Source organism: Cupriavidus basilensis, assembly GCF_029335485.1.
GTDB classification, from domain to species: Bacteria; Pseudomonadota; Gammaproteobacteria; order Burkholderiales; family Burkholderiaceae; genus Cupriavidus; species Cupriavidus basilensis_E.
The window spans coordinates 1-17660 of record NZ_JARJLM010000484.1 but is presented as its reverse complement, the minus strand read 5'-3'; the positions used below and the strand labels follow the sequence as shown (position 1 = coordinate 17660).

29 protein-coding genes and 1 pseudogene are annotated in these 17660 nt (G+C 61.1%); 29 read left to right on the top strand and 1 reads right to left on the bottom strand.

From position 1 onward, the window contains the following. The first annotated feature begins 40 nt into the window (after positions 1-40). On the top strand, positions 41-613 hold the full coding sequence (locus tag P3W85_RS29805; protein WP_276267408.1) for a hypothetical protein: 573 nt from the start codon (positions 41-43) through the stop codon (positions 611-613). Positions 614-843: 230 nt separating this feature from the next. Here the strand turns inward: P3W85_RS29805 and P3W85_RS29800 are convergent, their stop codons facing one another. Further along, positions 844-1098: a hypothetical protein gene (locus P3W85_RS29800; protein WP_276267407.1), complete on the bottom strand. Its 255-nt coding sequence runs from the start codon at positions 1096-1098 to the stop codon at positions 844-846. A gap of 450 nt (positions 1099-1548) precedes the next feature. Between P3W85_RS29800 and P3W85_RS29795 the strand changes: the two genes are divergently transcribed. From P3W85_RS29795 to P3W85_RS29660, 28 genes and pseudogenes are all read left to right on the top strand, one after another. Next, positions 1549-1878: a zinc-ribbon domain-containing protein gene (locus tag P3W85_RS29795; protein ID WP_346430302.1), complete on the top strand. Its 330-nt coding sequence runs from the start codon at positions 1549-1551 to the stop codon at positions 1876-1878. Positions 1879-2211: 333 nt separating this feature from the next. After that, entirely contained in the window at positions 2212-2469 is a 258-nt protein-coding gene (locus tag P3W85_RS29790) for a hypothetical protein (RefSeq protein ID WP_276267405.1), read from the top strand. A gap of 35 nt (positions 2470-2504) precedes the next feature. Continuing rightward, positions 2505-2711, top strand: coding sequence for a hypothetical protein (locus tag P3W85_RS29785; protein ID WP_276267404.1), 207 nt, complete (start codon positions 2505-2507; stop codon positions 2709-2711). Between the two features lie 20 nt (positions 2712-2731). Then, positions 2732-2881: a hypothetical protein gene (locus P3W85_RS29780; protein WP_276267403.1), complete on the top strand. Its 150-nt coding sequence runs from the start codon at positions 2732-2734 to the stop codon at positions 2879-2881. Then, on the top strand, positions 2878-3051 hold the full coding sequence (locus tag P3W85_RS29775) for a hypothetical protein (RefSeq protein WP_276267402.1): 174 nt from the start codon (positions 2878-2880) through the stop codon (positions 3049-3051). Before P3W85_RS29780 ends, P3W85_RS29775 begins: the two co-directional genes overlap by 4 nt. Further along, a complete protein-coding gene (locus P3W85_RS29770) occupies positions 3048-3182 on the top strand; it encodes a hypothetical protein (RefSeq protein WP_276267401.1) in 135 nt (44 codons plus the stop codon). The genes P3W85_RS29775 and P3W85_RS29770 overlap by 4 nt, the downstream gene beginning before the upstream one ends. After that, on the top strand, positions 3179-3523 hold the full coding sequence (locus P3W85_RS29765; protein ID WP_276267400.1) for a hypothetical protein: 345 nt from the start codon (positions 3179-3181) through the stop codon (positions 3521-3523). The genes P3W85_RS29770 and P3W85_RS29765 overlap by 4 nt, the downstream gene beginning before the upstream one ends. Then, positions 3520-4488 (top strand): hypothetical protein, encoded by a 969-nt coding sequence (locus P3W85_RS29760; protein WP_276267399.1) that lies wholly within the window; start codon positions 3520-3522, stop codon positions 4486-4488. The genes P3W85_RS29765 and P3W85_RS29760 overlap by 4 nt, the downstream gene beginning before the upstream one ends. Then, entirely contained in the window at positions 4485-4724 is a 240-nt protein-coding gene (locus tag P3W85_RS29755; RefSeq protein WP_276267398.1) for a hypothetical protein, read from the top strand. The genes P3W85_RS29760 and P3W85_RS29755 overlap by 4 nt, the downstream gene beginning before the upstream one ends. Before the next feature lies 1 nt (position 4725). Beyond that, positions 4726-5796: a hypothetical protein gene (locus P3W85_RS29750; RefSeq protein WP_276267397.1), complete on the top strand. Its 1071-nt coding sequence runs from the start codon at positions 4726-4728 to the stop codon at positions 5794-5796. Positions 5797-5810: 14 nt separating this feature from the next. Next, positions 5811-6122: a hypothetical protein gene (locus tag P3W85_RS29745; protein WP_276267396.1), complete on the top strand. Its 312-nt coding sequence runs from the start codon at positions 5811-5813 to the stop codon at positions 6120-6122. 130 nt (positions 6123-6252) lie between these two features. After that, a complete protein-coding gene (locus tag P3W85_RS29740; RefSeq protein WP_276267395.1) occupies positions 6253-6909 on the top strand; it encodes a DUF1566 domain-containing protein in 657 nt (218 codons plus the stop codon). A gap of 64 nt (positions 6910-6973) precedes the next feature. Beyond that, a complete protein-coding gene (locus P3W85_RS29735; protein ID WP_276267394.1) occupies positions 6974-7474 on the top strand; it encodes a DUF1566 domain-containing protein in 501 nt (166 codons plus the stop codon). A 25-nt stretch (positions 7475-7499) separates the two neighbouring features. Continuing rightward, positions 7500-7874 carry a four helix bundle protein gene (locus P3W85_RS29730; protein WP_276267393.1) on the top strand — a complete coding sequence of 125 codons (375 nt, stop codon included), beginning with the start codon at positions 7500-7502 and terminating at the stop codon, positions 7872-7874. Between the two features lie 200 nt (positions 7875-8074). Beyond that, the gene (locus tag P3W85_RS29725; RefSeq protein WP_276267392.1) at positions 8075-9259 is read left to right on the top strand and encodes an RNA-directed DNA polymerase; all 1185 of its coding nucleotides are present in this window, start codon (positions 8075-8077) and stop codon (positions 9257-9259) included. Beyond that, complete coding sequence (locus tag P3W85_RS29720) at positions 9256-9558, top strand: hypothetical protein (protein ID WP_276267391.1); 303 nt, start codon at positions 9256-9258, stop codon at positions 9556-9558. Before P3W85_RS29725 ends, P3W85_RS29720 begins: the two co-directional genes overlap by 4 nt. Next, positions 9555-10073 (top strand): hypothetical protein, encoded by a 519-nt coding sequence (locus P3W85_RS29715; protein WP_276267390.1) that lies wholly within the window; start codon positions 9555-9557, stop codon positions 10071-10073. Before P3W85_RS29720 ends, P3W85_RS29715 begins: the two co-directional genes overlap by 4 nt. Position 10074: 1 nt before the next feature. Beyond that, complete coding sequence (locus P3W85_RS29710; RefSeq protein WP_276267389.1) at positions 10075-10326, top strand: hypothetical protein; 252 nt, start codon at positions 10075-10077, stop codon at positions 10324-10326. Then, complete coding sequence (locus tag P3W85_RS29705; RefSeq protein WP_276267388.1) at positions 10323-11657, top strand: hypothetical protein; 1335 nt, start codon at positions 10323-10325, stop codon at positions 11655-11657. Before P3W85_RS29710 ends, P3W85_RS29705 begins: the two co-directional genes overlap by 4 nt. Further along, complete coding sequence (locus tag P3W85_RS29700) at positions 11654-11923, top strand: hypothetical protein (protein ID WP_276267387.1); 270 nt, start codon at positions 11654-11656, stop codon at positions 11921-11923. Before P3W85_RS29705 ends, P3W85_RS29700 begins: the two co-directional genes overlap by 4 nt. Further along, a complete protein-coding gene (locus P3W85_RS29695; protein WP_276267386.1) occupies positions 11913-12107 on the top strand; it encodes a hypothetical protein in 195 nt (64 codons plus the stop codon). Before P3W85_RS29700 ends, P3W85_RS29695 begins: the two co-directional genes overlap by 11 nt. Next, entirely contained in the window at positions 12100-12753 is a 654-nt protein-coding gene (locus P3W85_RS29690; RefSeq protein WP_276267385.1) for a hypothetical protein, read from the top strand. Before P3W85_RS29695 ends, P3W85_RS29690 begins: the two co-directional genes overlap by 8 nt. Further along, a complete protein-coding gene (locus P3W85_RS29685) occupies positions 12750-14456 on the top strand; it encodes a DNA cytosine methyltransferase (protein WP_276267384.1) in 1707 nt (568 codons plus the stop codon). The genes P3W85_RS29690 and P3W85_RS29685 overlap by 4 nt, the downstream gene beginning before the upstream one ends. Further along, positions 14453-15079, top strand: a complete 627-nt coding sequence (locus P3W85_RS29680; protein WP_276267383.1) for an HNH endonuclease signature motif containing protein — start codon at positions 14453-14455, stop codon at positions 15077-15079. Before P3W85_RS29685 ends, P3W85_RS29680 begins: the two co-directional genes overlap by 4 nt. Continuing rightward, positions 15063-15410: a hypothetical protein gene (locus P3W85_RS29675; protein ID WP_276267382.1), complete on the top strand. Its 348-nt coding sequence runs from the start codon at positions 15063-15065 to the stop codon at positions 15408-15410. The genes P3W85_RS29680 and P3W85_RS29675 overlap by 17 nt, the downstream gene beginning before the upstream one ends. Before the next feature lie 417 nt (positions 15411-15827). Continuing rightward, positions 15828-16034 carry an excisionase gene (locus tag P3W85_RS29670; RefSeq protein ID WP_276267381.1) on the top strand — a complete coding sequence of 69 codons (207 nt, stop codon included), beginning with the start codon at positions 15828-15830 and terminating at the stop codon, positions 16032-16034. After that, complete coding sequence (locus P3W85_RS29665) at positions 16024-17151, top strand: tyrosine-type recombinase/integrase (RefSeq protein WP_276267380.1); 1128 nt, start codon at positions 16024-16026, stop codon at positions 17149-17151. The genes P3W85_RS29670 and P3W85_RS29665 overlap by 11 nt, the downstream gene beginning before the upstream one ends. Positions 17152-17299: 148 nt before the next feature. Next, positions 17300-17660, top strand: a pseudogene (locus tag P3W85_RS29660) (hypothetical protein); the annotation flags it as partial.

The following is a 17660-nucleotide window of genomic DNA, read 5'->3' as shown; positions in this document are numbered from 1 at the left end:
AGGCATTGCCATATCTGACGTGCAGATGGTTTATTAGGCAATGCTTACAGGCCCAGAACTCGGTGCGGCTATCGCCAGCGCCATAAAACTCAAGAAAGTCAAGAAGATTGACGTGGCGCGGGAGTTTGACGTAAAGCCACCCTCCGTTCAGGATTGGGTGAAATTCGGTCGCATCAGCAAGGCGCACCTTCCACGACTGTTTGCCTACTTTGGCGACGTGGTAGGGCCGGACCATTGGGGCTTGACGGAACAAGAGCTGCAGTTGTCTGGCGGGTCAGCGCGGAGCCAGAGTCATAAAGAGACGACTCATCTTGACCCCGCATCGCCTCCTTCCTGGCCGTTCAAGAAGCTCACCCCGGCAGCGTGGAAGGCACTACCAGAGGTAGTTCGGTCGCGTGTTGAAAATGCGGCAGACGAGCCACACCAATACGATAGAGAACTCCTCAGGAGGGTCGCCCTCGGCGTCTTAGATGGGGACTTCGCCTGGGGAGAACCGCTGCCCACAGAAACGCTCGCCGATTTAATTGTTTCTTTGTATGAGCATTATGAACCCCGTCTGAATGTGACTAAAGATGAGGTTACAGAGAGGTTTTTGAGATTAATCAACTTATAAGGCGCAAATTCTTTCAACTACCTTACTGACAACCCTTGTTTCGCATCGTTAGAATCACTGTAAGTGTTCGCTGAGCACTATTTACGGGATCGGAGCGGAGCATGGACCTAACAACCACGATAGGTAAGATTGTCTCAGAAGCAAAACAAAGAGCTCAGGCGCAGTCGCGAAGCATAGTCGTTAGCCATAACAACTTCGTGCTACTTGACCTGCGGGCCAATGCACCGAATTCATTGTTGGTCCAGCTTTCTCCGGACGATGGCGGGGCGCCGTCTGAGTTCGCTTCCAACGTCTTCCCCCTGCGCCCCAGGCGAAGATGACTCCTCGGCATTTTTTGGCTTGTCGATATTGGCCTGATCTGGGGTAAGCGGTCTGCTGCCGTAATTGTGGATTGTCACGGCGCCATAGCAGATAAAGACAAAATTGTTGCCACGTATTTTCAAAGGAGGGGAGTCGTCCGGCCTCTCCTTTTTTTCGTTGAGCATAATGCACCTCCGAATTAAACGTCACTAAAAGGAGAATTAAATAATTCTGAATACTGCCAACGAAAACCGACGGGTCAGCGCGTGATTGTGCGCGTTTGGGCACAGTCATAGCACAGTAGCGCGGCACTCACTCAATCCACTTCCATTGTTCACGGAGCACACCACAGGCACCCCAGGTACCCTCCGAAACTCCTTGCGGCGTAACGTAACTCATTGATTTTACTTCGACACCGAAAAACAGGTGTCGAATATGAATCACACGAGCAAATCCAAGTATGGGAGTCATGAACGGCAATTTCATTTAGACGAAATGGGTCCCGTGCGACCATCCAACACTACCGGGCGACCAGCTCCCAGCTGTGAGAGAAGCCGAGAGTCAGCAATCCCCACTGGGAAGTACATGCGACGAGATGAGCCAACGTTACTTAGAGGAGACGGAACTTGACTATTGTGAAGTGCAGTGAATGCCATGCCGACGTCAGTGACAAAGCGGCCGCTTGCCCAAAGTGCGGAAATAAGATAAGCGGTGCCGGAAAGCACTCTGGTAAGGCATTGCTTTGGGTCGCAGGTGGTCTTGCGGCACTCTTTGTCATTGGTGCAATCGTTCAAGGAGAGCGCCCGGAGGCCAAGGAGGAACACAAGCTGAGGCTCGCCCTGGAGTTGTGCCGCAAGGAGCAGAACGACGATCTCAAGTCAATTTCTGAGCGGCGCCTTGTTCGCGGAGCCTGCGACCGGATTCGCGACGAGTACATCCAGAAGTACAACCGTAATCCGGAGTAGGCGAGTATCTCTGCCTTACAAGCCCGCCGCGCGCGGGCATTCTTTGTTGCCTGGCCACCGTCTTGCCGAAGGAAACGCCTAGCGGCACCAAGTGCGACTTGACCGACATCGGCCTACGTTGCGACAGACAGCCACCTCCCTCCGGCGACATCATATCGTCCCACCTTTGAGCGCTCGGATCGGGCACCAGACATTCCCCCACATCCTCGTAGAGCGGTCGAACCCATAGCGTTCTGCCTATCCCACATAAATAAGGCATTGCCTCTTGACACGAAAGAAGGCATTGCCTATTCTTCACTCATTCGCGCACCACCCGGTGCGCCGCAAGGTGAGATGAAGATGGTATTCCGCGCCAACTACCGCATTGCAACGCTGCAATCAGCCCCGAGCCTGCAACTGGACCACGTGCCGCTGGAGAACGTGACGTTTGCAGAAGCCGTGGAAGCTGCACGCGCGAGCCACGCCAGGACCGGCCGCCGCACCTACATCACGCATGCAATCGGGCCGCGCGTGTGGTTCGTGATCGACGCGGATGGCACCGAAGAAAACCGCAATCGCGGCGCTGTCTACCCGCAATTGGATGCCGCCTAACCCAGGGCGCACACATACACGCAAGGGGATCGGAGATGGCACACCAGAGCATAAGCGCCCGAGCAGTGCAGGCGCGAATCGACAAGGCGGCGCAGGAGTACGGCGCGCTTATCCGCGATGACCACTGGACGCTGCAGCACGCGCATGACGTGCTGATTCACGCCGACCGCGATGGACTGGATCTGTTCAAGATTGCCGGCCTCGCCAAAGCCATTGCCTGCTTTCAGTGCAGTGCGGACTAACCCAACGAGTGAGTGCTGAGATGCTCAAGTTTGCCCTCTCCGTCGTGATTGACGTAATCCGCTGGTTCGCCATCTCCCTGGGTGTGGTCGCTTTGCTCAACCTGCAGACCTGCATCGACCAGCAGCAGGCCGCGCCGAAGCAACGACCCTCCTCGTGGAGGGCAGCGTGAGCAATAACAATCGCCTGGACCGGCTTGAACGCCAAGCGCGCAACACGCGCCGAGTGCTCGTTGCCACCCTGATCGTCATGGCGATGGTTGCCGTCTCCGGTCTGTCAGCGTACCTCGATGATGCCGGCGACTCGTACGTTCCAGTCTCCCTTTCCTGGAGGAAAGCGTGATCTTCCAGATCCTGATCAATCACGAGGTCGTCTACACCGGGCCGTTTGCTACCTGGTGGGATGCCCATGACAGCGCCATCAACCGCGGCTTGCTCTGTGAAGCCGATCACGTCCAGGTGAAAGCAGTATGAAGCTCTCAGAACGCATCCTCGCCCGCTTTGACGCGGAAGCCGCCGAAGAACGCTCCGTCATCGCCGATCGCGCAGCCGACGTCGACACCCTCGGCGAACTGATCTCCACCGCCTACTACGACGGCGTTTCCTGCCGCCCAGAGGACATCCACGTCTCGGGTTCCGGGGGTCTGATGGTGCCCCCCTCCGGTGACAGGGTTGCGGCAATTGCATGGATGCTGTCCCACGGCTTCACTGCCGACTCGACGATAGCGTCGCCAAGCTATACGCACCACCTCTTGCGCCATCCCAGGCTTGCTACGGTAGTCGCCATCTTGGTCCCGTCACCGGAGGCGGCATGACCATGACCAAAGGGCGCATTGAGCGCAGCGGCAAAATTCACTTCGGCGATGCAAGCCTGGCCGTTTGGGAAGAAGGCCTCCGCGCGGCCCGCGATGCCGGCGGGTACAAGGCCGAGCAAGCGTGGGAGCGGGATTTCAAGCGCGACGTGTTCGCGCGCATTGTTCAGCAACTCAACAGGCTCGGCTGGACGGTCGGTCCTCAGACCTACATCTTCACGGGCAACAACAGCCGCTACTGCACCAAGGGCGACCTGCAGGCCGATCTCAAAGTATGTGGTCGCCACATCGAGTTTGACATGTTCCAGAACGTGAACGCACCGGAGAGGCCGGACCACGGCGGACGCTATCAACGCGATCAGGAAAAGCACATGCCGTACGTGATGCGCCTGGAGATGGAGCGCACGCGCAGCCGCATCCGCAACTACCTGTGCAACGTCTTTATCGGCTACGAGTTTCAGCCTCCTGATATCTCCAGCCCCAACCCCGACCCGCTGGCCTACTTCAATGATAGTTGGGACGGCGAGTACGAGAAACGGCGCGGCATTCACCGGTTCAAGCGAGGCGCCGATGGATGGCCGAGCGATGACGAAATCTCATCCTGGAGTCGCAAGGACAAAGATGGCGCGCTGCTGAACCACGGCGACGTTCGTTGGATGCGTGACAGCAAGGGCCGACTGCTCCGCGGGCGCGTGTATGGCGGCATCAACGGCATGTGGCTGTTCGTCTATGGCCCTGGCCAGCGCGATCACACCCACAAGAACGCCAACACATTCTTCACGTATCGAGCCGGCGAGACACCGCGAAAGCTGGTCCATAGCGACGTGCGCCGCAAGCGCCTGGAGCACGATCTGCAGAAATCCGTCGAAGCGATGAACTTCGAGCGAGCCTGTGTGCTGCGCGATGTCCTGTTTCCGAGCACGCCTAGCAATGTAATGCCCGCAGCGTTGGCAAAGGAGGCAGCTTGAGCCTCCCCGACTTCCGCGCCCGCACGATGGCCGAGAACCTGGCGCTCATGGAGCGCTCGCGCCTGGCGCCGACGAAGCCGCCAGCCTACGCCACGCCGCAGGACATGGCCCGCGTCATCGACGCTGCCATCAAGCACGGCAATTTCTACACCCAGGCGGCGCAAGACGCGTACGCCGGACTAGTCATCCTCCGCGACCAGCTCGCCGCTGCAGCGGATACCCCGAACGGACAGTGACATGCTCTCCATCGCTGGAAACAAACTGAGCGAAGCGCTCAAGATCGCGAGCCAAGCTGCCGCAGCGCGCTCGCCCATCGACATCCTTACGCATCTCCGGCTCCAGGGCGAAGCCGGCGGCACCACGCTTGCAGTGACGGGCTCAGACATCTCCTTGACCGTCATCGCGACGGTGCCGGCCAGTATCGGCCCGGATGATGTGGACATATGCCTACCGGCGGACAAGCTGCAGGCAGTCGCCAGCATGGGCGCCGCATCTGTGATCTTCACCAAGAAGGACTCCAAGGTGATCGCGCGTGCTGGCTCTTGCCGCCTCACCATCCCCGCCCTCCCAGGGGGAAATTATCCTGAGGTCAAGATCGAAGGCAAACCGACCGCCCTATTCGATGCCCCAGGACTGACCGCGCTGATCCCTACCGTTGCGTTCGCGGTAGCCGGCCCCAAAGAGCATGCGCGGCCTTATTTGCGCAATCTCTGGGTTGAGTCAGACGGCACTGCCATCCACGTCACCGCCTCGGACGGCGCCATGCTGGCATCGAATTGCCTTCCCGTTGCCACAAGTGAGTTTGGTATTCCGATCTCTGCCGAGGGCGCGGAGCTATTCGCCTCGATCGGTGTCGAGCAGTTCCAGATCTTCGAGCGCCACATCGTTGGTCAGCGTGCCGGTGTGAAGGTCATTTGCAACCGCCCGCAGGCCAAGTATTTCGAATGGCGCCGCGCGCTCCCCAACCCGACGGAGCACGTCGCATTTCGCCGCGAAGACCTGCTGCAGGTTTGTCCCCTGCACCGACTCTTCGACACGAAAGGGATTGTCCGGTTCGAGCAGGACTACGACGTCTGCTCGATCAGCATCACGGATGGAAATCAAGCCGTAGATGCCGAGCTCGAAATCAAGGAGCGCGGAGAAGAGTCGCACCTTGAAGGGGCCTTTGACGGGCCAAATCTGCTGCGCCTACTCGGCCAGGTGAAGACCGAGAGCGTGCTCATCTCGTGGGCCGACAGCGAGAAACCTGGCGCCTACCTCCTTCAAGACGGCAGCTGGCGCGGGCTGCTTATGCCCCTCCGCGCTTAACTGAGGACCCAATCATGAATATCGAAGAGATCAAGCGCCAGGCTAAGCGCGCGGTTCGTCGCGGCGACGTCGCGAAGATGGATCAACTGGAAATCGCCTACATGAAGGAGGCGGTGCCCCTGACCAAGGCCGGCGATGACGAATGGGACCGTGTTCGGGTCGTGGCGCAACCCGTTCGCCTCTTCCGTGGTGCCGGCCCGAACAATGAGACCCGTGTCCAGTGGGTGCGCTTTGACGGCGTGCACGTCATGTCAGACATCAACGGCTATCTGCTGGATGACGAGCCTTGCCAGCCCACCCTACTTCCGATGGCGGAAGCCGCGTAACGATCAACCGGGGAAAGCGGCGGGACAGCCCCAAGTCCCAAAACACCGCGGGAAGCCAACTCCTTCTGTTGAGAGCGCCGCAAGTACCCGACCCTTTTGCAGTACCCCACCGATGAAGACGAGGACCACCATGAACGCAGTCACCGCAGTTGAAGCAATCGCCGTACAGACCACCATCAGCCAAGCAGTCGTCAACTCCCTCCGGCCCGGCGATGCCATCGGCGGCGGCTTCTATGCCAGTCTGATTCGCCAGATCGACGGCATCTATGCCCTGGTCGTTGCACCGAAGGATGGAGGTGAGCACAAAGGCATCGCATGGAACAGTTCGACCGCGCGTGTCGATGGTGCCATCAGCTACTACGATGGTTATGCCAACACCCTGGCTATGGCCGAAGCCGGTAGCGAGCTTGCCAAGCTGGCGCTCAGCCTGCAACTGAACGGTTTCCATGACTGGTACCTCGGGGCGCGCGATGAGATGGAAGTCATCTATCGCAATCTCAAGCCAACTGCTGGCAACTATGCCAGCTTTCGCGACGGCGAGAACCCCAGCAGCGTTCCGGTCGGCTATGCCTACACCGAGACGAGCCCTGGCCAGACGGCATGCACTGCCTTCCAGGAGGGCGGAGTTGAGGCCTTTGCCGATGCCTGGTACCACACCTCCACGCAGTCCGAGCGCGACTCCGACTACGCGTGGCTTCAGAACTTTGGCAATGGAACCCAGATCAACTACCGCAAGAACACCGAGTTTTGCGCTCGGTTCGTCCGCAGATTGAAAGTCATTCAGTAATTTTGTCCTTTATCCATTCGGGCCGCGCCAGCGGCCTGCCTTCCCCAAACTCAAGGAGCAAACAATGACGCAAGTCACAGAGAAGGTGGCTTTCGAGGTGGGCGGCGCGCAAGTCCTCATCCCCAAGGATGCCGTCGCGAAAAACTGGCTGGCTAGCCTAGCTAGCGAGTTCGCGGCGCCATTGACGCCTTTCGTGTTGGGCACTCTGTCCGCTGCTCGCCCTATCCTCGCCGCCGGAGAAAAGTACGGCGGCGTGATTCTCGGCAAGGACGGTGAGGCAGATTACCACCTGATCCTGCTGCCCGACACTGCCGAGGATGTCACCTGGGAACAGGCTAAGGAACGCGCAATAGCGGTTGGTGGCGATCTGCCCAATCGCCGAGAGCAGTCCCTACTCTTCGCGAATCTGAAGGAAGAGTTCGAGAGCGCCTGGTACTGGTCCAGTGAGCAGTCCGAGCGCAACTCCCTCGTCGCGTGGAATCAGAACTTTGGCAATGGGGGCCAGAACTACAACCACAAGACCAACGAGTTTTGCGCTCGGTTCGTCCGCAGATCACCCCTTTAATCATTTAGTTATTTAGTCCTTCAGCATGGCCATCCACACAGAACTGGCGGTGTACAAGGCGGCGATGGAACTGACGATACTGTGCAGCCGACTCGTAGCGCATATGCCGCGCAACCATCGGGCGGTCGATGGCGCCCGACTGGTTGCATATTCGCGAGCAGTGGTAAGGCATATCCGCCTAGCGAACCAGGCCGCCGACAAGGTGCCACACATCGAGCAGCTTCTCGACAACCTCGGCGGCCTCGAAGTCGAGATCACAGTCTGCAGTGACCTGCGTCTGATCTCAACCTCCGGGTTCTCGAAAGCAGCGCCGCTTGTCGGCAGCATCAGCCGTCAGGCTGGTGGATGGAAGAAGGCCTCTGCATCGAAGCCAGATTCACGACCGTCAAGGCGACCGTGACAGTGCTTATTAATCTGGTCGTGCCGCTGGCTCATAAGGCCACCGCCATGCGCATCACGGATACCGCTGGGAGTCATCAGGTCTGGTCTGGCGCAGTTTCCCCGCTGATCGGCCCAAGCCTTCGGCGAGGCGACGTAGATAGCACGAATAGACGCAGTCCGAGCGCAACTCCAACAACGCGTGGAATCAGAACTTTGGCAATGGAAACCAGAACAACAACCACAAGAACAACGAGTTTTGCGCTCGGTTCGTCCGCAGATCAATCCGATGTAGATCAGGCGTCATTTGAAGAACTCGTGATCGCGTACTTCAACTGTCGCAAGCGCAAGCGCAACACGCACAGCGCACTCGCCTTCGAGCAGGACCTGGTGCGCAATCTATACGACTTGCACCGGGAACTGATCGAAGGCACCTACCGGCCGGGTCCCTCTATCTGCTTCGTGGTCACCCGCCCGAAGGCGCGCGAGGTGTGGGCAGCAGACTTCCGGGATCGGGTGGTGCACCACCTGCTCTATAACCGCATTTCCCCGCGCTTCTATGCCTCGTTTATCGCGGATAGCTGCGCCTGCATCCCAGGCCGAGGCACGCTGTATGCCGCTCTTCGGCTCGAAGCCAAGGTACGCAGCGTCACGCAGAATTGGGTACGGCCGGCCTGGTACCTGAAGTGCGACCTGGCGAATTTCTTCGTCAGCATCGACAAGCGGGTACTGCGTGCCCAGCTCGCCGCCCGCATCACCGAGCCGTGGTGGATGTGGTTGGCTGACTTGGTGCTCATGCACGACCCGCGCCCCGGCGTGGTGATGCAGGCCCCACCAGCGCTTATGGCGCTGGTGCCGCCGCACAAGAGCCTGCTGAATCAACCCGCGCACCGCAGCCTGCCAATCGGCAACCTGAGCAGTCAATTCTTCGCCAACGTCTACCTGGACGCGCTGGACCAGCACGCGAAGCATCAGGTACGCGCCCGCCACTACATCCGCTATGTGGACGATTTTCTGCTGTTGAACGAGTCGCCTCAATGGTTGAACGCTGCCCACGACGACATCGAGGCATTCCTACCGCACGAACTTGGCGCCCGGCTCAATCCAGCCAAGACCATCTTGCAGCCGATCTCCCGCGGCGTCGACTTCGTCGGCCAGGTCATCCGGCCGTGGGTGCGCACTACGCGACGCCGTACGGTCAACGAAGGTGCCCGCCGGCTGCGCCAAATGGATGCCGCTGATGTATATGCCTCCGCCAACAGCTATTTCGGCCTGCTGCGCCAGGCCACCGGCAGCCACGCAGACCGCGCGCAGTTGGCCAACATCGTGCGCAGCCGAGGTTATGCCGTCAATTTTGGACTGACCAAGGCCTATCGCCACCTCCAGCCTTATTCGGACGCGGCATGAGCTGGATGATCGCCCCGTTAGCCGTGGCTGTCATTTCCATAGGCGCCATGGTGCTTGCCGGACGCTCGATGGCCCGCCAGATCGCGGCCCAAGCAACCACAGAGGAGAGCCGCATGCTCGTCAGCACCACCACCATGATCAAGCGGCTCGAAGGGCTGCTCGGAACCGGCGATCTCTCCGAATGGGAGAAGTCGTTCGTTCGCTCGCTGGTCGATGTTCAGAAGGCAGGCAAGGTGACGCAACTCACCGGTGCCCAGGTCGAAAAGCTGGACGAACTCTACGGGAGACACTTCGCATGATCCGCCGCTTTTTACTCGCCTTCTCTGCCCAGAGGCCGGTCAAGATCATCTGCGAGGAAGGCAAGCCCTACCTCGAGCGCTACTTCGTCTGCGCGCTGTTCGGGATCCGTGTCTACCTGCACCGTTTCGTCGGGTCCGATCCCGATCGGGGCCTGCATGATCACCCGTGGCGCTGGGCGCTCTCGCTGGTGCTGCTCGGCTGGTACTGGGAGGCAACGCGCCAGTACGCTCAGATGCGCAAAGTGCGCTGGTGGAATTTCCTGACCGGTGACACCTTCCATCGCGTGATCCTTATTGCGGATGGGCCGCCGGCTGTCTGCACCCCCGCGGAAGTTTGGACCCTGTTCATCGTGCCGGCAAGGGACGTCAAACCCTGGGGGTTCCTGAGAGAGAAGGCCCAAGTCGGCGAAGTTTTCATGCCATTCCAGCGCGTCCCCACCGGAAAGCCAGCGAAGTGGTGGGCCGATGCCCCCAAAGGCCGCGATCACCCGGGCCGCAAACCAGAAGGAGCGTGAGATGGCACTGACCTGTACCTGTATCACCGACATTGAAGCAAAGGTAGCCGAAACCATGACCAAGAAGATCGGCTCGCCGGCTACGGCCAAGTGCGAATCAATCGGCTTCACGTTTGGGAAGGCATGCGGAATCGTGCACCTAACCAATTTCAAAGTCACCGCCGAAAAGAAAGGCTGGACGCGCGGCAAGAGCATCCCGATGCAAGCCAGCTTCTGCCCCTTCTGCGGTAAGGCAACCAAGGAAGCAGCATGAACCAAGCCCAAAAACATGCAGAGCCGCAAGTTACCGGCGCGCCGGATCGGATCGTGCTGTGCGTTGGCGACATCCCTGTGAATACGGGTTTCAGCGAACTGCAGGAAGTCACCTGGTGCGCCAGCAGCCAGAACAAAGCCGACGTCGAATATGTGCGCGCTGACCTTGCCGCACCGCCTCAGCCCTACATCCTCCTCGAAGGCCTGGCCGAAAGGCTCCTGGCCCCTCGCGAGAGGGTGCGTGACGCGGATGGGCACCTAGTGCACCCAGCCTTGCCAGTCTGCGACGAGAGCACCCGCTACGACCTATTCCTGGCAGCCTTCGGCCTGGAAGCGTCGTTTGTCAGCATGGAGTGCGATTGCGAAGACCAAGCACTCCTTGATCGCTATTTCGACGATGGCGACCCCGACTGCAGCGGCTGGGAGCCAAGCGCGCCCGCCGGCGAGGGCTGGGTGCTGTTGGAGATTTACCCCACCGAAGACGGCCCCTACGCATTGTTCGTGCGCAGGAAGGCAGAGGAAAAGCCCAGCCGTCGCCGCGCCGCTCCCCCGGCACCTGTCAGCCGGGCGCCCCTGTCTGGCCGCTGGCACCACGGCGCCGGCTTCCTGTGCAGCGGCTCGCTACGCATCGCCCGCGAGGACTTCGACACCAATCCCTGCGAGGAATTCAAGACCGAGCTGCTTGATTGGGTGTGCGAGGCGCTAAACGCCGCCCAGTCCGCTCCCCTCACCAATGAGGGTGGCAAGGGCGAGAGGGTGAGCGCCAGCACGCAACAGGCGGAGCCGGTGGTGCGGTACTGCCCTGGTTGTGGGAGCATCGGTCCAGTCGAAGTCAAATACCGCGACTGCTGCCCGGACGGCGACGAGGCGCGGATGATCCCGCAGGCCCTGGCCGAGAAGTGCCACGACACGTTCAAGGTGTCGATCAAGGCCATGCTGGCAGACCAGGCGGCGAATGAAGCCGCCGCCCCGCAACCTAGCGCCAAGGCGCTGACGGATGACGAAGCGTGGACAAAGTGGGACCGCATCCGCGCCACTAAGGAGGCGACGCCGAAACAACTGATCGGCACCTTCGCCCGCACCATCCTGGCCGCAGAGCAGCCCAGCGAGGACAAGCGCAAGGAATTCGAATCGAGCGGCCGCCTCGCTATCGACGCGCTGGAGCGCGTTGCGAACCGTGACGAAGCCCCCTGGCCTGCGCGGATCGTGCGCGCGCTGATCGCCCGCATCCGCGAGCTGGAGCGGTGGAAGGAAGTCGTGAGCGGCTACTCGCCCAAGCGCGACCTGATCGCACAGGCCGACGCCGCAATCGCCAAAGGAGAGGGAAAGTGAGCGAAAAAACCGTGACTCAGCGGCACGTTGATTTCGCCCGCGCAGTGGTAGAGCTTGCCCGCCAGCATGGTATGTCCAATCTCCGCATGAGCTACCGAGAGAGCCACAGCTCCGCCTGGACCCGGGGCGAGTCATGGAACAGCGAGGAAGTGACCATGAACTGGAGCGAGGGGCGCCATGGAGACCAAAGCAAGCTCTCGCTGGAATACCGCGCCGCCGTGGCCGTGGATGAAAAGCCAGTCATGGGGGCCAGCCATGGCGCATAAGCCCAAAGCCTGCACCCTGGCGCCAAAGCACACGTGGGAATTCGTCCGCAACGTGACGCTCAAGAACGTGACCATGAGCGCGCGCGGCACCATGGTGAAGATCAGCTATCGCGGCAAGTATCGCTGCGCGTGCGGCGAGCTGCGGCTCGGGATCAGCCGCCCGGAGGTATCGAGCCATGACTGAGAGCGCACAGAAGCCGCTGAAGGCATATGAGGTCTACGACGGCGGCGACAACTGGACAATCGTCTTCGCCACGAATTCGGCCAGTGCGCGCCGCGAGGGTGCCGGCGAGATAGGGTGCGAATGGGGAGACGTTGACCATTGCCGCCGCAAGCCGGAGCTCGACCAGTACGCGCCAGGCCCGGTGCCTCCGCTGGCACTGATCGCTGCAGGCTGGCGCTACGAATGCGGACATTGCGGCTGCCGCGTTGACGAAGACATGGAGGATGTAGAGCCAGACCCCCACTTCGATGCATCCGATGTCGGCGCCGTTGCGGTGGGCCAGATGGTGTACTGCAGCCACTCATGCACGGCTATGGCCCGCGCGGAGAAGCGATCGCGCAAGGCTGCCGAGTCGGCGCTTATCGAGCTTGTGGAAACCAAGTTTCCGCGCAGCACCGTCACCCATGTGAACGTCTACGGCCACCGACTGACGACGGACAAGGGCCGTTGCGTTGCCTGCTTCACCTTCCCGGGTGGGCAGCACCAAGCGACGTACAAATTCGGGGAGGGCAATGTCGCCTGGGTATCCCAATGCGATGCGGAAGCCTTCCGCCAGCTTTACCGTCAGCCATCGGATGCCGCCATCGCCGAAGGAGAGACGCTTTGATCCGCGACCAATTCCTGCTCGACATCGCCGAAGAAATGATCGTGGACAACTTTGCCGGGGGCGGCGGCGCCAGTTGCGGCATTGAACTCGCGCTGGGCCGGCACGTCGATGTCGCGATCAACCACGACCCGGAAGCTGTGCTGCTGCATTCGATGAACCATCCGCAGACCAATCACCTTTGTGAATCTGTCTGGGATGTAAAGCCCTTGGAGGTCACGCAGGGCCGCCCCGTCGGCTTGGCTTGGTTCTCACCCGACTGCAAGCACTTCTCAAAGGCAAAGGGCGGCGCCCCCGTGAAGAAGGAAATTCGCGGCTTGGCATGGGTCAAGATACGCTGGGCGCTGCTCGTGCGCCCGCGCGTCATGATTCTCGAGAACGTCGAAGAGTTCGTGACGTGGTGCCCAGTCATCAAAGGGGAGGACGATGCGCTCCGCCCAGACCCTGATCGGAAGGGAGAGACGTTCGACGGCTTTGTGGCTATGCTCACGACCGGCATTGCCGCAGACCACCCGGCGTTCCTGGAAGCCTGTGAATTCCTTGAACTAGATCGCGCTGGCGCTCTGGCACAACGGCTTCTGAACGGCCTGGGCTACGCCGTACAGTATCGCGAGTTGCGTGCGTGCGACTACAGCGCCCCGACCATCCGAAAGCGGCTGTTCATGATCTGTCGCTGCGACGGCAAGCCCATCGTGTGGCCGGAGCCCACCCACGGCGCACCCACGTCCGCCGCGGTGCTGGCCAAGCAGCGCAAACCCTGGCGCACGGCCGCTGAATGCATCGATTGGTCTATCCCCTGCCCCAGTATCTTTGAGCGCGCCAGGCCGCTTGCTGATGCTACGCAGCGCCGGATCGCACGTGGCCTGAAGCGCTACGTTATCGAGGCTGCCGACCCGTTCATCGTCACGCTATCCCACGGTGAAGGGAAGCCTGGCGCCGCGCAACGCTGGGGATCTGGCGCACGTGACATTCGCGCGCCCTTCCAGACAGTCACAGCTAACAGTTCATACGCTGTTGTCGCGCCGACGCTGATCCAAACCGGCTACGGCGAACGGCCGGGCCAAGCGCCGCGCGCGCCGGGTCTGGACAAGCCGCTGGGCACGGCCGTCGCCGGCGGCGTCAAGCACGCACTCGTGTCGACCTTCCTCGCCAAGCACTACGGGGGCAATTACCAGGGTGACGGCGCGGCGCTTGACGCGCCCGCTCATACGGTGACCACCGCCGACCATCACGCTCTGGTGTCATCCCACCTAGTCAAGCTGCGCGGCCAGTGCACGGGCAGCGCCGCCGACGAACCGGTGCCGACTATTTCTGCTCAGGGCACGCACATCGGCGAAGTCCGCGCCTTCCTTGTCAAGTACTACAGCGAAGGCGGCCAGGATCAGGATTGCCGCGACCCGATGCACACCATCCCGACCAAGGACCGGCTCGGCCTGGTGACCGTGGCCGGCGAGGAATACCAGATCGCCGACATCGGCATGCGGATGCTTGAACCGCACGAACTCTACGCCGCGCAGGGCTTCCCTGCGTCCTACGTGATCGCGCCGGCGATGGCGAACGGCAAGCGACTGCCGAAGCATGCCCAGGTTCGGATGTGCGGGAACAGCGTCAGTCCACCGATGGCGGCGGCTCTGGTTCGCGCAAATGTGCCGGAGATGGCTAGCTGGTCGGCTGGGGAAACGCGCCGCATAGGGGCGGCGGCATGAAGCGGCGTGCCTGGAGCGAGGTCGAGATCGAGGCTATGCGCCTCTTCTACCCAGACACCCTCACCGAGGCCTTCGCGCGCGCCTTCGACCGCCCCATCGGTGCCGTGTACGCCATGGCCCGCCGCATGGGAATCCAGAAGAGCGCGGCCTTCCAGGCGACCCAAGCGGTTGGGCGTCTTGGCGCAAAGCACGGCGAGGCCACGCGGTACCGCAAAGGCGAGCCAGCCTGGAACAAGGGCATGAAGGGTTGGAACAAACCCGGTAACCAGGCGACGCAGTTCAAACCCGGGCGCCGTTCGCACAACCAGCGCGCCATCGGCAGCGAGCGCGTCAGCAAACACGGCTACCTGCAGCGCAAGGTGACCGACACCGGACATAGCAAGGCCGACTGGATCGAGGTGCACATCCTCGTCTGGACAGCCGCGAACGGCCCGGTGCCGGCAGGCCATGTGGTGGCCTTCAGGGATGGCAACAAGAGCCACGTTGACCTCGACAACCTAGAACTGGTCGCGCGCGCCGATCTGATGCTGCGGAACTCGGTCCACCAATACCCGCCCGACCTCGCCGCCGTGATGCAAATGATGGGTTACCTCAATAGGAGGATCAATGCAAAACATCGATAAGTTGCGCGAGCACCTCTTCGCGACACTGGAGGGTCTGCGCGACAAAAAGGACCCGGTCAGCGTTGAGCTGGCGAAAGCAGTCGCCGAAGTCAGCCAGACCATCATCAACAGCGCAAAGGTCGAGGTCGAGTACCTGAAAGCTACCGGCGGCAAGGGTAGTAGCCGGTTCCTCGAAGGCGCCCGGGCAGAAGCACTTCCCGCTGTAGCTCAGGTGGCTGAGCCGATCGTACCGGCTCCCAACGAAAGCAAGGCCGAGCCAGCGGCAGGGACGTCTTTTCCCTCTGGAGGCAACGGCATTCTGAGTGTCACACGACACATCATGAAGGGCTGAACATGAGGGCCCAGATAATGGACAGATTCAAGGAAATTGACCACCGACTAGGAGAGGTCTCAGCGCTCTTGTTGAGCCTCGGCGACGAAAAGCGAGTGCTGGAGAATGAACGCGCAATTCTCAAGGCCTCGTCGGTTGGCTTTCGCATTGGAGATGCGGTCGAGTGGGACGGGCGACAGGGAGCAGAGCAAGGAACGATCCGCTGTATTTGGCCCTCGCATCACGCCTCAGGATGGCTTCTTGGTGTCGAGCAGGACCCCGATCTGGCTCTTACGCATGTAAGCAAGGGGAAGAAACCTCGATCCGTGCGACGAACAGAATAACCAGGAAGGCTAGATTGGACTCAGCAGCGCAACGAATCATCGAGTTGACCCGCCAGGCTTGGCGGATTGGAGGGAAGTGATGGGTGCAGTCGGAATGCCGCAACTGATCTCGCTGGAGGCCTGGGCCGAGCGTGTGTTCGGCAGCGCAAAGCCGCACCGCAATACCCTGCGCAACTGGCGAAAGAATGGGCGCATCTCTCCTATGCCGGTGAAGTGTGGCAAAACATACTTCGTTGAACCGACCGCCATCTACTGCGACGACGCGGGCGAACTGGCAAGGAGGATCAGCAGTGGCCGCTAGACCTCGGGATCTCAAGCGCAGGAACTGGCCGCAACACCTGAACCAGAACGGCGCCGGGTACTTCTACTGGCGCGACCCGGACACCAAGAAGGACTACGGCCTCGGGCGCGACCAGGCGCGGGCATTCCAAGAGGCTCGCGCAGCAAATGCGGAAGTCGCAAAGCGCCGCGGACACACGTCTCTGGTTTCCCGGATGACGGAGAGCGTTGTCGGCAAAACGCTGCAGGAGTTTGCGCCCGATTATGAAGCTGCCTACATCAAGACGCGCAACCCAACCGCCAGCACGGTAATGACCGTCAAGGCCGGCATCCGCGCTGCCCTGACGGCCCCTTTTGCCGGAAAGCGGTTGCGGGACATCCGTACCCAGGACGTGGCGGAATTCATCACCAGCGCCACCACAACCCGTAGCCCACAGATGGCAGCGCTCATCCGAAAGACCCTGATGGACATGTTCCGCGAGGCCGAGACGCTTGGGTTGATTGACTGCGGGAAGAATCCTGTCTCGGTCACACGGAAGCCAGGATTCGAGGTCGGCCGGTCTCGCCTGACCCTTGAGCAATTCCGGGTAGTTCACAAGGTGGCGCTCACCATGGCCCCTTGGGTTGCGCGAAGCTTTGAGTTGGCGGTATTGACCGGCCAGCGTCGTGACGACGTTTCTAGGATGCAGTTCTCACATGTGAAGGACGGCTTCCTATACGTTGAACAGAGCAAGACCGGCAAGAAGATCAGAATTCCCATGATCCTGCGCTTGGATGCGCTCGGGATCGGCCTGGAAGAGGTCGTGAAGAGCTGTCGCGATGCAGTCGTCTCGAAGTCAATGCTGCATTACAACACACACAGCAGTAAGGCGAGGCCGGGTCAAAAGGTCACCCCGGAAGCACTGACAAGATTCTTTGCTGCGGCGCGGGATAAGTCCAAAATCACATGGGAAGAAGGGAAGACCGCGCCCACGTTTCACGAGTTGCGAAGCCTGTCGGCACGGCTCTATTCCGAGCAGTACGGCGATGAATTTGCGCAGCGGCTGCTTGGTCACAGCAAGTCAGCGATGACCGACCTGTACCGTGACGTTCGCGGCGCGGAGTGGGTGGAGGTGAAGCTGACGGCCTCAAAATTGTAGGAATTTGCCAGACGAATGGCAGACGCCCCTTGCTGGGGGCGGCTCTCAGGGTACTTTCATTACCTGCCGGGTAATTGGCCTGCTGCGCCGTGGCGCCGACACTGGGCTTGCCTGGACTCGCCAGCCAACCCCATCCGGAGCCGCCGCCATGCCTGCCGCCCCTGTTACCTTTTCCGCCCCGCCGCTACGCCATCCCGGCCCGGCACGTCCCGCCAGCGTGCCCCGGGCACAGCCCGGCCACGTGCAGGCCCGCAACGGCATGTCCCTGTTCGTGCGGGACTGGCACGACGGCGCCCCCTCCGCCAAGGCGGTGGTGTTCCTGGCCAGTTGGGCGCTGCCCTCGGATTCCTGGGGTCCGCAGATGCATGCCCTGCGCGCTGCCGGCCTGCGTTGCATTGCACCACGGGCCCACGGCGACCACGACGTTTCCAGCCCCCTCGCGCTGAGCGCGCAACGCGCGGCGGCCCTGCCGCCCGACGCCCGCCTCGCGCTCTGCCCGGGCGTGCCGC

Coding starts and splice junctions, on each gene's coding strand:
- P3W85_RS29680 (WP_276267383.1), top strand. CDS start 14,453: ATGAAGCGGCGTGCCTGGAGCGAGGTCGAGATCGAGGCTATGCGCCTC.
- P3W85_RS29765 (WP_276267400.1), top strand. CDS start 3,179: ATGAAGCTCTCAGAACGCATCCTCGCCCGCTTTGACGCGGAAGCCGCC.
- P3W85_RS29800 (WP_276267407.1), bottom strand. CDS start 1,098: ATGCTCAACGAAAAAAAGGAGAGGCCGGACGACTCCCCTCCTTTGAAA.
- P3W85_RS29740 (WP_276267395.1), top strand. CDS start 6,253: ATGAACGCAGTCACCGCAGTTGAAGCAATCGCCGTACAGACCACCATC.
- P3W85_RS29670 (WP_276267381.1), top strand. CDS start 15,828: ATGCCGCAACTGATCTCGCTGGAGGCCTGGGCCGAGCGTGTGTTCGGC.
- P3W85_RS29720 (WP_276267391.1), top strand. CDS start 9,256: ATGAGCTGGATGATCGCCCCGTTAGCCGTGGCTGTCATTTCCATAGGC.
- P3W85_RS29725 (WP_276267392.1), top strand. CDS start 8,075: ATGGAAACCAGAACAACAACCACAAGAACAACGAGTTTTGCGCTCGGT.
- P3W85_RS29790 (WP_276267405.1), top strand. CDS start 2,212: ATGAAGATGGTATTCCGCGCCAACTACCGCATTGCAACGCTGCAATCA.
- P3W85_RS29750 (WP_276267397.1), top strand. CDS start 4,726: ATGCTCTCCATCGCTGGAAACAAACTGAGCGAAGCGCTCAAGATCGCG.
- P3W85_RS29745 (WP_276267396.1), top strand. CDS start 5,811: ATGAATATCGAAGAGATCAAGCGCCAGGCTAAGCGCGCGGTTCGTCGC.
- P3W85_RS29780 (WP_276267403.1), top strand. CDS start 2,732: ATGCTCAAGTTTGCCCTCTCCGTCGTGATTGACGTAATCCGCTGGTTC.
- P3W85_RS29760 (WP_276267399.1), top strand. CDS start 3,520: ATGACCATGACCAAAGGGCGCATTGAGCGCAGCGGCAAAATTCACTTC.
- P3W85_RS29735 (WP_276267394.1), top strand. CDS start 6,974: ATGACGCAAGTCACAGAGAAGGTGGCTTTCGAGGTGGGCGGCGCGCAA.
- P3W85_RS29695 (WP_276267386.1), top strand. CDS start 11,913: ATGGCGCATAAGCCCAAAGCCTGCACCCTGGCGCCAAAGCACACGTGG.
- P3W85_RS29710 (WP_276267389.1), top strand. CDS start 10,075: ATGGCACTGACCTGTACCTGTATCACCGACATTGAAGCAAAGGTAGCC.
- P3W85_RS29675 (WP_276267382.1), top strand. CDS start 15,063: ATGCAAAACATCGATAAGTTGCGCGAGCACCTCTTCGCGACACTGGAG.
- P3W85_RS29690 (WP_276267385.1), top strand. CDS start 12,100: ATGACTGAGAGCGCACAGAAGCCGCTGAAGGCATATGAGGTCTACGAC.
- P3W85_RS29805 (WP_276267408.1), top strand. CDS start 41: ATGCTTACAGGCCCAGAACTCGGTGCGGCTATCGCCAGCGCCATAAAA.
- P3W85_RS29785 (WP_276267404.1), top strand. CDS start 2,505: ATGGCACACCAGAGCATAAGCGCCCGAGCAGTGCAGGCGCGAATCGAC.
- P3W85_RS29715 (WP_276267390.1), top strand. CDS start 9,555: ATGATCCGCCGCTTTTTACTCGCCTTCTCTGCCCAGAGGCCGGTCAAG.
- P3W85_RS29705 (WP_276267388.1), top strand. CDS start 10,323: ATGAACCAAGCCCAAAAACATGCAGAGCCGCAAGTTACCGGCGCGCCG.
- P3W85_RS29730 (WP_276267393.1), top strand. CDS start 7,500: ATGGCCATCCACACAGAACTGGCGGTGTACAAGGCGGCGATGGAACTG.